The organism is Microbacterium fluminis (assembly GCF_051549805.1).
Lineage (GTDB): Bacteria > Actinomycetota > Actinomycetes > Actinomycetales > Microbacteriaceae > Microbacterium.
Genome location: NZ_CP196042.1, coordinates 242659 through 255784 on the forward strand (window position 1 = coordinate 242659; position 13126 = coordinate 255784).

The following is a 13126-nucleotide window of genomic DNA, read 5'->3' on the forward strand; positions in this document are numbered from 1 at the left end:
GATGCCGGTGGCCCCGGCATCCGCCACCGTCGGGGCCTACTCGACCGTGACCGACTTCGCGAGGTTGCGCGGCTGGTCGACGTCGAGACCCTTCGCGGTCGACAGCCCCATCGCGTAGATGTGCAGCGGCACCACGGCCAGGAGCGGCTCGAACAGGGGCCCGGCCAGAGGGATGCGCAGCACCTCGTCGGCGTGCGGCAGCACGGCCGCGTCACCCTCCTCGGCGATCGCGATGACACGGGCGCCGCGGGCGCGGATCTCCTCGATGTTCGAGACGACCTTCTTGTGCAGCTCGGCCGACGCGCGCGGCGACGGCACGATCACGAACACGGGCTGGCCCGCCTCGATGAGGGCGATGGGGCCGTGCTTGAGCTCGCCGGCGGCGAAGCCCTCGGCGTGGATGTAGGCGAGCTCCTTGAGCTTGAGCGCACCCTCCATCGCGATGGGGAAGCCGACGTGGCGGCCGAGGAACAGCACCGAGCGGGTGTCGGCCATCCAGTGGGCCAGCTGCTCGATGCGCTCCTGCTCGCGCTCCAGGATCTGCGCGATCTTGCCGGGGATCGCCTCGAGCTCGCGGACGTGCTCGGCCGCCTCGGCGGCGGGCACGGAACCGCGGACCCGGCCGACGTGCAGGCCCAGGAGGTAGAGGGCGGTGATCTGTGCGACGAACGCCTTCGTCGAGGCGACGGCGACCTCGGGACCGGCGTGCGTGTAGACGATCGCGTCGGATTCGCGCGGGATGGTGGCGCCCTGCGTGTTGCAGATGGACAGGGTCTTCGCTCCGCGCTCGCGTGCGTACTTGACCGCCATGAGCGTGTCCATCGTCTCGCCCGACTGGCTGATCGACACGACCAGGGTGTCGTCGCCGATCACGGGATCGCGGTAGCGGAACTCGTGGGCGAGCTCGACGTCGACCGGGATGCGCGCCCACTGCTCGATGGCGTACTTGCCGACCTGGCCCGCGTAGGCGGCGGTGCCGCACGCGACGATGATCACGCGACGGATGCCGGCGAACAGGTCGTCGAGACCGTCGAGCTCGGGGATCACGACCTGACCGTCGTGGAGGCGGCCGCGGATCGTGTTGGCGACCGCTTCGGGCTCCTCGCTGATCTCCTTGGCCATGAAGCTCGACCATCCGCCCTTGTCGGCGGCGGCGGCGTCCCACAGCACCTCGAACGGCTCGACCTCCACCGGCTCGCCGGCGAAGTCGGTGACGGTGACGCCTCCGGGCGTGATCGACACGATCTGGTCCTGCCCGATCGCCAGTGCACTGCGGGTGTGCTCGACGAAGGCGGCGACGTCGGAGCCGAGGAAGTTCTCGCCCTCGCCCAGCCCGATCACGAGCGGAGAGTTGCGGCGCGCGCCGACCACGAGGCCGGGGTGGTCCTGATGCATCGCCAGCAGGGTGAAGGCACCCTCGAGGCGGCCGACGATCGCGCGGAAGGCTGCTTCGAGGTCTCCACCGGCCGCATGGTACTCGCGGCCGAGCAGGATCGCCGCGGCCTCGGTGTCGGTCTCGCTGCGGAACGTGTAGCCGCCGGCGACGAGTTCGGCCTTGATCTCGGCGAAGTTCTCGATGATGCCGTTGTGGATGAGGGCGAGCTTGTCGTCGTCGGCCAGGTGGGGGTGGGCGTTCCCATCGGTCGGGCCGCCGTGGGTCGCCCAGCGGGTGTGCCCGATTCCCGTGGTGCCCTGCGGGAGCGGGTGCGCGTCGAGATCGTCGCGCAGCACCTTCAGCTTGCCGGCGCGCTTGCGCATGCCGAGACCGCCGGCCTCGTCGATCACGGCGATGCCGGCGGAGTCGTATCCGCGGTACTCCAGGCGGGCCAGACCCGCGACGAGGATGGCCTCACTCGGCCGAGGACCCACGTATCCGACGATTCCACACATGGCCCCTATGGTACGAGGCGGGGTATGCAAGGCGCCTGAACGAAATGGACACTGCGGTCCTCGACATCCCCTCCCGGACTGCTCACCTGACGCGACACGCCCTTCCCGTGCGGTCGACAGGGCGTGTCGCGTCAGGTGAGCGGTCCGGCGCCGGCGGATGCCGCGGGGTCAGAGCTTGCGGAGGAGGACCTGCTCGACCGCGTGATCGGCGGCCTTCTCCAGCACGAGCGTCGCGCGATGCTTCGTCGGCAGCACGTTCTCGATCAGATTCGGGAGGTTGATGCTGTTCCAGTAGCCGAGCGCGGTGGACACCGCCGCCTCGTCGTCGAGTGCGGCGAAGGAGGAGAAGTACGACGAGGGGTTGGCGAACGCGCCCTTCTTCAACGCCATGAACCGCTCGACGTACCACTGGGCGATGTCGTCGGGCGCGGCATCCACGTAGATGGAGAAGTCGAACAGCTCGCTGACCGACACGTCGTTGGCCGCGGGCGGCGGCTGCAGCACGTTGAGGCCTTCGACGATGACGACATCGGGGCGCCGGACCGTCACGACCGCGTCGGGGACGATGTCGTAGCGCAGATGCGAGTAGAAGGGTGCGCGCACCACCTCGGCGCCGCTCTTGAGATCGGTGAGGAAGTCGAGCAGCGCCCGCCGGTCGTACGACTCGGGGAAGCCCTTGCGATCCATGATGCCGCGGCGCTCGAGCTCGGCGTTCGGGTACAGGAATCCGTCGGTGGTCACGAGCTCGACCCGTGGAGTGTCCGACCAGCGGCTGAGGAGCTCGCGCAGCAGACGCGCGACCGTGGACTTGCCGACCGCGACCGACCCCGCGATGCCGATGAGGAACGGCGTGGTGGTGTCCGGCTCGTGCAGGAAGCTGCTGGTCGACGCGCCCAGCGTCTTCGTCGACCGGGCGTACAGGCTGAGCAGCCGGCTGAGCGGGAGGTACACCTCCTGCACCTCGCGCAGATCCATCCGGTCGCCGATGCCGCGCAGCTGCACGACCTCGGCGTCGGTGAGCGGCTGCTCCATCCCCGGCGCGAGCCGCGCCCAGTCGCCGCGGTCCAACGCGCGGTAGAGGGAGTGCGTCGGAGCGGGGTCGGCGGCCGTCGAGGCCTCGTCAGCGGACATCGCCGCCCATCGTATCGGGTGGCCGCCGAGCGGCACCGTCGGACCGATACGCTCGACCCGTGCGCCTCGGAGTCCTCGACATCGGTTCCAACACGGTCAATCTGCTCGTGTCGGAGGCCCGTCAGGGCGCCCGACCGGTCACGACCACCTCGCATCGCAGCATCCTGCGCCTGATGCGCTATCTCGAACCCGACGGCTCGCTCAGCGAAGCGGGCATCTCGGCCCTCGAGACCGCGGTGACCGAGGCGCGCGCCGTGGCCGACGCGGAGCACGTCTCGGCGCTGCTGACGATCGCGACCTCGGCGCTGCGCGAAGCGCCCAACGGCGCCGACGCGATCGCGCGCGTCGAGGCGATCACCGGGGTTCCGCTGCAGGTGCTCGACGGACCCGGCGAGGCGCGCTTCACATTCCTCGCGATCCGCCGGTGGTTCGGCTGGTCGGCAGGCGAGATCCTCATGCTCGACATCGGCGGCGGGTCGCTCGAGGTGGCGGCGGGCATCGACGAGGTGCCGGATGTCGCACTCTCGCTCCCGCTCGGTGCCGGTCGCGTGACGGTGGGCTACCTGCCCGACGACCCGCCCACCGAGGCGCAGCTCGGAGCGCTGCGCGCGCACGTGCGCGAGCAGCTCGCCCCCGTGGTCGCCGCGATGCGCGGACGCGCGTACCCCGACCATGTCGTCGGCTCGTCCAAGACGATCCGGTCTCTCGCGCGGCTGGCCGGTACGTCGGTGCCGGGGTGGGCGGAGTCGGAGCGCATGATCCTCTCGCGCGCCGCGCTGAAGGACTGGATCCCGCGCATGGCGGCGATGCCCGCCGAGGCCCGACAGCAGCTGCCCGGAATCACCCCCGAGCGCACGTTCCAGATCGTCGGCGGTGCCGTCGTGCTGCACGCCGCGATGAAGGCCCTCGACGTCGACGAACTCGAGGTCAGCCCGTGGGCGCTGCGCGAGGGCGTCCTGCTGCGCTACCTCGAGACCCTCGACTGACAGCGGATGCCGCGGAGCGCGGCATCCTTCCGGCCCCTAGAGTGCGAGGCGCTCGCGGACCACGTCGGCCAGCCCGTCGGCCAGCCGCCGTGCGGTGACCTCGTCGGCCGCCTCGACCATGACGCGCACCAACTGCTCGGTGCCCGACGGACGCAGCAGCACGCGACCCGACAGCCCGAGCTCGGCCGTCGCCCGGGCGACGGCATCGGCCACGCCCTCATCGGAGCTGGCGCGCGAACGGTCGACGCCCTTGACGTTGACGAGCACCTGCGGGTACACGGTCATGATCGACGCGAGCTCGGCGAGCGACTTCTTCTGTCGCGCCATCTCGGCCACGATGTGCAGTCCTGTCAGCAGGCCGTCACCCGTGGTGGCGTACTCGCTCATGATGACGTGGCCGGACTGCTCGCCGCCGAGTGCGAACGAGCCCTCGTTCATGCGCTCGAGCACGTAGCGGTCGCCGACCGCGGTCTGCTCGACGGTGATCCCGTGCGCGGTCATCGCCTTGTGCAGGCCGAGGTTGCTCATGACCGTGGCCACGAGCGTGTCCTTCACGAGGTGTCCGCGCTCCTTCATCGCCACGGCCAGGATCGCCATGATCTGGTCGCCGTCGACGACCTTGCCGGCGGCGTCGACCGCGAGGCAGCGGTCGGCGTCGCCGTCGTGGGCGATGCCGACATCGGCTCCCACCCGCACGACGTGCTCGGCCAGCTGGTCGAGGTGCGTCGAGCCGACGCCGTCGTTGATGTTGAGGCCGTCGGGGTCGGCGCCGATGACGGTGACCTGCGCCCCGGCATCGCGGAACGTCTCGGGAGAGACACCGGATGCCGCGCCGTGCGCGCAGTCGAGGACCACATGGATCCCGTCCAGCGCGTGCGGCAGCGAGCCGAGCAGGTGCACGACGTAACGGTCCTCGGCGTCGGAGAACCGACGGATGCGGCCCACACCGGCACCGGTGGGCTGCAGCTTGGGCCCGGCCATCGCGGCCTCGATGCGCTGCTCGACCACGTCGGGCAGCTTCACCCCGCCGCGGGCGAAGATCTTGATGCCGTTGTCGGGCGCCGGGTTGTGCGAGGCGGACACCATGACGCCGAAGTCGGCGTCCATGTCGGCGATGAGGAACGCCGCGGCCGGGGTCGGCAGCACACCGGCCTCGAGCACGTCGACGCCGGAGGAGGCCAGTCCCGCGGCCACCGCCGCGGCGAGGAACTCCCCCGAAACCCGCGGGTCGCGGGCGACGACCGCCGTGAGCCGCTTGCCGGCGGCGCGGCGCGCCTCGGCCGTACGGCCCTGGCCCAGGACGACGGCGGTCGCCTGGGCCAGGGTGAGTGCGAGATCGGCGGTGAGGGGGCCGTTCGCCAGCCCCCGCACCCCGTCCGTGCCGAACAGCGGCATCGAGACGGTGCCGATCAGCGCTTCGAGTACTGCGGAGCCTTGCGGGCCTTCTTCAGACCCGCCTTCTTGCGCTCGATGACGCGGGCGTCGCGCGAGAGGAAGCCGGCCTTCTTGAGCGTCGGGCGGTTGTTCTCCTCGTCGATCTGGTTGAGCGCACGGGCGATGCCGAGGCGCAGCGCGCCGGCCTGACCCGAGGGGCCGCCGCCGGAGATGCGCACGATGACGTCGTAGGCGCCGGTGAGGTTGAGCACCGTGAACGGGTCGGTGATCAGCTGCTGGTGCAGCTTGTTCGGGAAGTAGTCCTCGAACTCACGGCCGTTGACGGTGATGGTGCCGGCACCGGGGATGAGGCGCACGCGGGCGATGGCCTGCTTGCGACGGCCGACGGCCGCGCCGGGGACGGTGAGCACCGGGCGGGCCGCAGCGGCCTCGACGGTCTCGTCTGCCGGGGTCTCGGTCGAGTAGTTGGTTTCGGTCGATTCTTCGATGTTCGCCACGAGTATGTCCTTGTCAGTCTGAGCGGCGCTTACTGGGCGACCTGGTCGAGGGTGAAGGTCTTGGGCTGCTGGGCACCGTGGGGGTGCTCGGCGCCGCGGTAGACCTTGAGCTTGCGCAGCTGGGCGGCGCCGAGGCTGTTCTTCGGGAGCATGCCGCGGACGGCCTTCTCGACGGCCCGCTCGGGGTTCTTCTCCATCAGGTCGCCGTAGGTGACCGACTTGAGGCCGCCCGGGTAGCCGGAGTGGCGGTAGGCCTTCTTCTTCTCGAGCTTCTGACCCGTCAGCGCGACCTTGTCGGCGTTGATGATGATGACGAAGTCACCGGAGTCGATGTGGTTGGCGAAGGTCGCCTTGTGCTTGCCGCGCAGGAGCGCAGCGGCGTGCGAGGCGAGACGGCCGAGCACGACGTCGGTCGCGTCGATGACGAGCCAGTCGCGCTGGACTTCGCCGGCCTTGGGAGTGAAAGTGCGCGTCACAATAGTGCTGCTTTCTTGATTCGAACGGAGAGGTTCGTGAATCCCGCTCCGGGGTGGTTCTCCGTCGGAGAGACGGTGGAACACGCCAGTGGAGGGCTCACGTTCGTGGTGACCGGCCAGCAGGACGCGGGCACCAAAGATTCAGAGTACAGCATGCGATGACCGTCTGTGAAACCCTGACGCAGGATGCCTTCGGTGCGGCACGATCTGAGTGTCCGCCGAAATGGGGACAGACGGATCCGAAGTCTGTCCGTACGGTTGTTCCGAGGGCTTCCCCAGAGCCCTCGGATACACCTGTCGATCGCCCCGGTTCTCGGGGTGGACACGGCGGAAGAGCGGCCCGTGGGTTCCCCAGACCACCGGGCCGCTTCGTCGTCACGGGGGACACAGGATGCCGGGGCGCAACACTCCTCTGGTAGTAAGGGCATGTCCGTCCGCGCACTCTGAGGAGACCCCATGCGACTGTCCGTGATCGGCTGCGGCTATCTCGGTGCCGTGCACGCCGCGGCGATGGCCTCGATCGGCCACGATGTCGTCGGGATCGACGTGGACCAGCGCAAGATCGACACCCTCTCGCAGGGGCGTGCCCCCTTCTTCGAGCCCGGCCTGCAGGAGATCCTCGCCGAGGGGATCGCGTCGGGCCGACTGCGATTCACCACGGAGATGTCGGCGGCCGGCGACGCGACCGTGCACTTCGTGGGGGTGGGCACTCCGCAGCAGAAGGACGGCTATGCCGCCGATCTCACCTACGTGAACACCGCCGTCGATGCGCTGCTGCCCTTCCTGTCGCCGGGCGACGTCGTGGCCGGCAAGTCCACCGTGCCGGTGGGCACCGCCGCCGAGCTCGCCCCCCGTGTGGAGGCCACGGGGGCGACACTGGTGTGGAATCCGGAGTTCCTCCGCGAGGGCTGGGCGGTCCTGGACACCGTCGACCCCGACCGTCTCGTGGTGGGCGTCACGCCCGGCGAGGCCGGGGAGCGCGCCGCCGACATCCTGCGCGAGGTCTACCACCCGGCGGTGGCCAAGGGCACCCCGTTCATCGTCACCGACCGTCCCACCGCCGAGCTGGTGAAGGTTGCCGCCAACGCATTCCTCGCGACGAAGATCTCGTTCATCAACGCGATGGCCGAGATCGCGGAGGTGACCGGCGCCGACGTGACCCAGCTGGCCGACGCGATCGGCCACGACGTGCGCATCGGACGCCGATTCCTCGGCGCGGGGATCGGCTTCGGCGGCGGATGCCTGCCCAAGGACATCCGCGCGTTCGCCGCACGCGCCGAGGAGCTCGGCCGCGGCGAGTCCGTCGGCTTCCTGCGCGAAGTGGACGCCATCAACCTCCGCCGCCGCGACCGCGCCGTCGACCTCGTGGTGCAGGCGCTGGACGGCGCGGTGTTCGAGAAGAGGATCACGGTGCTGGGCGCGGCGTTCAAACCCCACAGCGACGACATCCGCGACTCCCCCGCCCTCGACGTGGCGGTACGCCTGCACGGCCTCGGCGCGACGGTGACGGTCACCGATCCCGCCGCCATCGACAATGCACGGCGCATGCACCCGCAGCTGACCTACGTGACCGATCGCGACGAGGCGCTCACCGGCGCCGATGCGGTGATCCTCGTCACCGAGTGGGATGAGTACCGCCGCGAACTCGACCCCGGGCACGCATCGTCGCTGACCCGTGGACGCATCGTGGTGGACGGGCGCAACGGCCTGGACGCGGCCGCCTGGCGCGCCGCCGGGTGGACCTACTACGGCATGGGCCGCCCCTGACGGGTGGAGCGCCTAGGCTCGTCCTCCGTGACCCCTCGCGCCGCCTCGCCCGTCGAGCATCCCGTGCGGTCTCGACGGCGGGCACTCCTCGTCGCCGGAATCGCCGTGGCCGTGGTACTGAGTGCGGCCGTGGCCGTGATCGTGGCCACTCGTCCGCTCGGCCCCGATCCGCGCACGCCCCACCCCGGAATGGCACTGACCGTGGTCGCCGGGACGCAGGCGGCGGATGCCGCGGCCACGGCGACCCCCGGATCCCCGGAACAGGCCGCCGCGGCCTACCTCGCCGCACGACCGACCGCGGCGTGGCTCACTCCCGAGGAATACGGCGTCGACGCGGTGCAGGCGCGGGTGGAGGCGCTCGTCGCCCAGGCGCGCGCGCAGGCGGCGGCGCTCACGATCGTCGTGTACGGGCTGCCCGGGCGCGACTGCCGCCAGTACTCGGCGGGAGGGCTCGCGCCGGACGCCTACCGCGAGTGGACGCGACGTATCGCTCGAGGGGCGGCCGGGGCATCCGATCTGCCCCTCCTGATCGTGCTGGAGCCGGACTCGCTCGCACAGGCGCCGCAGTGCGGCAACGTCGCCGATCGGGTGGCACAGCTGCGGGGGGCGGTCGACGAGCTCAGCGGGTCGGGGGCGTCGATCTATCTCGACGGCGGCCACTCGAACTGGCTGCCCGCCGATCAGATGGCCGACCTGCTGCGCCAGGCGGGTGTCGAGCGGGTGCGCGGCTTCGCGACCAACGTGTCGAACTACAACCTGTTCGCCGACGAGGCCGCCTACGCCCACCGGATCTCGGAGCTGCTCGGCGGCGCGCACGCGGTGATCGACACCTCCCGCAGCGGCGCCGGATCGGACGGCCAGTGGTGCAACCCGTCGGGTCGTCGGGTCGGCGACGCCGGCGGCTCCACGGGCGACGAGGTGATCGACGTCAACCTGTGGATCAAGGCTCCGGGCGAGAGTGACGGCACCTGCAACGGGGGCCCCGCGGCGGGCGCCTGGTGGCCGCAGTCGGCCGTGGAGCTGACCCGCGACGTCATACCCTGACCGCTCGCCGCAGCAGTTCCCGAAGGTGTGGGAGAATGCCATCTCCAGCACTCCAAGACAGGCACGTCGAGCGTCGCCGCCCGAACGGCGCCGTCTCCCCACCGCACGATTGGAGTACCGTCATGACCGAGACGACCCCCCGGGGGCGAACGGCCGTGATCGTCGAGGACGACGCCGACCTGCGTCATCTGCTCGTCGAAGTCCTCGAGGCCGCCGGCTTCTCCACCGTCTCGGTGGGCAACGGCCTCGACGGCGTGCAGGCCGTGCTCTCGTACCAGCCGCTCATCACCACCCTCGACGTGAACATGCCCGGCATCGACGGCATCGAGGCGGCTCGCCGCATCCGTTCGCAGAGCGACACGTACATCATCATGATCACCGCCAACGGGGAGGAGGCGGATGTCGTGATGGGCCTGAACGCGGGCGCTGACGAGTACATCACCAAACCCTTCCGTCCGCGCGAGTTCCGTGCCCGGGTGGAGGCCATGCTGCGTCGTCCCCGCACCGGCGGCGCACCCGCCGCCCCCGTGCGGACGCAGGAGAGCGCGGGCCCATCGTTCCCGGGCGCCCGTCCGGTGACGACGACAGCGGGCATCCCCATCTCGTCTCCGGCGGGCAGCTCGAGCGACACGGCGGCTGCGCTGGTCCAGGCGCCCGTGGTGTTCCCCGCGCACACCGACACACACCTGGTCCCCGTGGTCGAGGAGGTCGTGGCACACTCCTCCGCGCGTCTGTCCGAGGGCAATTGGCTCGCCCACCGCAACCTGCGCCTCGACCTCGACAGCCGCATCGTGCTCATCGACGACACGGAGGTGGAGCTCACCCGAACGGAGTTCGACCTGCTGGCCGCGCTCATGGAGTCGCGTCGCCGCGTGCGCAGCAAGGCCGACCTGACGCTGGTGCTGCGGGGCGAGTCGTACGTGACGACGTACTTCGTCGGCGAGGCCGACAAGCGCGCGATCGAGGCGCACATGACGAACCTGCGCCGCAAGATCGGCGACAACCCCGTACAGCCTCGGTTCATCGAGACTGTACGGGGCGTCGGTTACCGACTCACCTCCGAGGCTTCGGCTTCCCCTGCCTGACCTCTCCGAGCTCCACCCTCCCCAGGATGTGCAGCTCGGCCGGAGGCGAGCTTCTCTGAGCCCCCGACTCAGACCTTGAACCCGTGCTGCCTGCGCAGCAGCCGGGCGAACATCATCAGTGTCTGCAGCACCGTCACGACCCCCACGATCGGCCAGCCGATCCAGAGGATCGCAGACTGCACGACCGGGCCGAGCATGGTCCAGATGACCGCGATCGCCACCAGGACCCCGATCGTCACGATCAGGGGCGTCCAGTGCCCGAACCCGCCGCCCTTCTCGGCCTTGGCCTGCATCGCCCAGTTGTCGACCTTCTTCTTCGACAGGAATCGGCTCCATGCGCGCGTGAAGTGCGACAGGCGGATCCACATGTAGACCTCGGCCGGAACGATCAGCAGGGCGAACAGCACGTCCTTCCGGGTGCGGGACTGCATCGTGAAGGCCATCCGGAGGTTGAGCGCCACGGCCATCGCGATCGGCGCCAGCCACAGCGGGGAGAAGACGAATGCGTTGATCGACAGGGAGCCGGCCAGCAGCACCAGGAACGCGATGCGCACGAACAGGTTGGTGAGCATGCCGAAGTTCTCGAACCATCGGATGCGCAGGTTGGGGTGGAAGGGCTGACCCTTCGTGTCGCCGCGCTGGCCGGGCCACAGCAGCTCGATCGCCCCGTACGTCCACTTCACCTGCTGGGCGTCGAGACCGCTGAGGGTCGTCATGCCGCCGACGTCGGCCCGGGCGACCGGGCTGATCTTGGTGAGGTAGCCGGCGCTCTTGATCTGCAGCGACAGGAGTGAGTCCTCCACCTCGCTGTCCTTCACCCACGGTGTCGTCTGATGGTTCTGCTCCATCACCTCGCGCAGGGCGTGTGTGGAGAAGATCGAGAACTGACCGCCCAGCACCGCCATGTTCCTGCCGCGCAGCAGGTTCTGGAGGTTGAAGGCGGCGAACTGCGAACGCTGGCCGCTGATGAGGAAGGACGCCATTCCCCGGAACGGTCGGTTGTCGATCGTGTAGATCGCCGAGATGCCGCCGATGCGGCTGTCGCCGATGATCTCGGTCTCGAGGTATTCCACCGCGTGCGCCTCGGCGACCGTGTCGCCGTCCACCCCGAGGAGGTAGTCGTAGCCCTCGACCAGCGCGTAGCCGTAGTTGAGGGCGCCGACCTTCTTGTCGGGGTTGCGGCCGATGTCGTGTACGAACACCTCGGTGAACTGCTCGCCGAGCTCGGTGACGATCTCGTGCGGACCAGCGAACGCCGATGCGATCTGCACCGTCTTGTCGGTGGTGTTGTTCACGACCACGTGGATGACGTCGGGCACCCGGGTCTGAGCGAGCAGTCCCTCGATCACCTGGGCGATCGACTCCTCCTCGTTGTAGGCCGGGATGATGCATCCGATGGTCGACCGCTGCGTGGAGGTGCCCTCGAACACCGAGTCGAAATCCTCGGGGAACGCCGGCGGGAAAGACTCGTGCGCCGCCGGCTGAACGGGAGCGACCGGAACGCCGCGCAGCGTCAGCTCCGCACGGAGGGCGGGGGCTCCCGCCTCAGGTGTGGTGCTGGTCATGTCGCGTCTTCCCGTTCGTCTGCAGTGCCGGAGTCGGAGTGGTCCGAGGGCCGGGATGCCGCGGCATCCCCTCGTGAACGAGCTTGGTATGCTGACCTCCACATCCCGCTCATTCCGCGTCCAGACAGCCGCAACGTCTCCTCAAGATTCGCGCAAGACCGGTGGGATCGACGCACACGAACAGCGCGGGGGCGACGGATGATCACGCTCTACACGATCACGCTGACGGTGGCGTGCTGCGTCGCGGTGGCACTCGTGCTCGGCTCGGAGCGCCGCCGGGCGACCGAGTCGTCGTGGGCGACGACGTCCACCCTTGCAGTCCTCTCCGCGTCGTGCGCGACGCTGTCGACCCTGGCGTACGCCATGGCCGGGCCCGACGATGCGAACCTCGTGCCCCTCGTGATCGGCGATGTCACCATGCCGCTGTGCGTCGGGCTGATCGTGGCGACGCTGCGTCGCGCCGCCGGCAGCCGCGGCACCCTGATCGTGCCGGCCGTGCTGATCTCGCTGGGCGTGGGCGCGGTGACCCTGTTCGTCTCCGCCGACGCGGGACAGGCCGTCAAGCTCGCGTCGCTGGCGCTGTTCAGCCTCACGGGCGCGGTCGTGGCGCTGTGGAGCGCGCTGCCCCCGCTCGGCGCCCGGCTGGTGGGCGGCAGCCTCCTCGCGTACGGTCTCTACTGCGGCGTGCGCCTGATCGCCCCGCAGGTGTGGAGTGCCGATTCCTCGATGGCTCAGGTATACCTGGGCCGGGGTGCCAGCACGATCGTGGCCACGGTGGTGGTCGGCATGGTGGCGTGGGGCACGATCCTGATCATCCGCCACGCGAACGCCGACGATGCGGCGGCGATCGTCTCCAGCGATGCGCTCACCGACTGGATCGGGGCGCTGCTCGTGCAGAATCCGCACGTCGCCGCAGTGGCCGTGTCGGTGCCCGACCTGGCGCTGCACCATGCCGCGTTCGGTCGCGCGTGGGCGCAGGCCGTGGCCGCCGCGGTGGATCGCGGCGTGCGCGCAGCGGCCCCGGTGGGCAGCGTCGTCGGAAAGGTGGCACCGGGTGCGCTCGTGGCGCTGCAGTTCGGCTCGGCGGTGGAGTTCGACCAACTGCGCGCGCGCCTGCAGGAGTCGTACGAGACGCTTCTGCCCCGTGTCGCGCCGACAGACCCGCCCGAGCTGCTGATCGAGGAGCTGACGCTCACCTCGGAGTCCGACCTGCGCAGATTCGCCCGCCGCACCCGGGCCACCGCCCGCCGCGCCATGTCGTACCAGGAGGCGTGAGTGCCGACGTCCGCT

At 70.0% G+C, this 13126-nt stretch carries 11 protein-coding genes; 5 read left to right on the forward strand and 6 right to left on the reverse strand.

The annotated features are described in order from the left end of the window. Window positions 1-36: 36 nt before the first annotated feature. Entirely contained in the window at window positions 37-1890 is a 1854-nt protein-coding gene (glmS, locus tag ACSJDX_RS01090) for a glutamine--fructose-6-phosphate transaminase (isomerizing) (RefSeq protein WP_438353761.1), read from the reverse strand. A 168-nt stretch (window positions 1891-2058) separates the two neighbouring features. After that, window positions 2059-3021 carry a type I pantothenate kinase gene (coaA, locus tag ACSJDX_RS01095; RefSeq protein WP_438353762.1) on the reverse strand — a complete coding sequence of 321 codons (963 nt, stop codon included), beginning with the start codon at window positions 3019-3021 and terminating at the stop codon, window positions 2059-2061. 59 nt (window positions 3022-3080) lie between these two features. Between coaA and ACSJDX_RS01100 the strand changes: the two genes are divergently transcribed. Then, entirely contained in the window at window positions 3081-4007 is a 927-nt protein-coding gene (locus tag ACSJDX_RS01100) for a Ppx/GppA phosphatase family protein (protein WP_438353763.1), read from the forward strand. 36 nt (window positions 4008-4043) lie between these two features. Here ACSJDX_RS01100 and glmM read toward each other — a convergent pair whose 3' ends face one another. The 3 genes from glmM to rplM are packed head-to-tail and all read right to left on the reverse strand — an operon-like array spanning window position 4044 to window position 6375. Continuing rightward, window positions 4044-5402, reverse strand: coding sequence for a phosphoglucosamine mutase (gene glmM, locus ACSJDX_RS01105; RefSeq protein ID WP_438353764.1), 1359 nt, complete (start codon window positions 5400-5402; stop codon window positions 4044-4046). A 14-nt stretch (window positions 5403-5416) separates the two neighbouring features. Continuing rightward, window positions 5417-5899, reverse strand: coding sequence for a 30S ribosomal protein S9 (gene rpsI / locus ACSJDX_RS01110; RefSeq protein ID WP_438353765.1), 483 nt, complete (start codon window positions 5897-5899; stop codon window positions 5417-5419). A gap of 29 nt (window positions 5900-5928) precedes the next feature. Beyond that, window positions 5929-6375: a 50S ribosomal protein L13 gene (rplM, locus tag ACSJDX_RS01115; protein ID WP_438353766.1), complete on the reverse strand. Its 447-nt coding sequence runs from the start codon at window positions 6373-6375 to the stop codon at window positions 5929-5931. A 456-nt stretch (window positions 6376-6831) separates the two neighbouring features. Here rplM and ACSJDX_RS01120 point away from each other — a divergent pair, with 456 nt between their 5' ends. The 3 genes from ACSJDX_RS01120 (at window position 6832) to ACSJDX_RS01130 (ending at window position 10271) form a co-directional block, all read left to right on the forward strand. Then, the gene (locus ACSJDX_RS01120) at window positions 6832-8142 is read left to right on the forward strand and encodes a UDP-glucose dehydrogenase family protein (protein ID WP_438353767.1); all 1311 of its coding nucleotides are present in this window, start codon (window positions 6832-6834) and stop codon (window positions 8140-8142) included. A 27-nt stretch (window positions 8143-8169) separates the two neighbouring features. After that, complete coding sequence (locus ACSJDX_RS01125; RefSeq protein WP_438353768.1) at window positions 8170-9186, forward strand: glycoside hydrolase family 6 protein; 1017 nt, start codon at window positions 8170-8172, stop codon at window positions 9184-9186. A 122-nt stretch (window positions 9187-9308) separates the two neighbouring features. Next, window positions 9309-10271 (forward strand): response regulator transcription factor, encoded by a 963-nt coding sequence (locus ACSJDX_RS01130; protein ID WP_438353769.1) that lies wholly within the window; start codon window positions 9309-9311, stop codon window positions 10269-10271. A 68-nt stretch (window positions 10272-10339) separates the two neighbouring features. Here the strand turns inward: ACSJDX_RS01130 and ACSJDX_RS01135 are convergent, their stop codons facing one another. After that, on the reverse strand, window positions 10340-11836 hold the full coding sequence (locus tag ACSJDX_RS01135) for a glycosyltransferase family 2 protein (RefSeq protein WP_438353770.1): 1497 nt from the start codon (window positions 11834-11836) through the stop codon (window positions 10340-10342). Window positions 11837-12034: 198 nt separating this feature from the next. Here ACSJDX_RS01135 and ACSJDX_RS01140 point away from each other — a divergent pair, with 198 nt between their 5' ends. After that, on the forward strand, window positions 12035-13111 hold the full coding sequence (locus ACSJDX_RS01140) for a hypothetical protein (protein WP_438353771.1): 1077 nt from the start codon (window positions 12035-12037) through the stop codon (window positions 13109-13111). Window positions 13112-13126 lie beyond the last annotated feature (15 nt).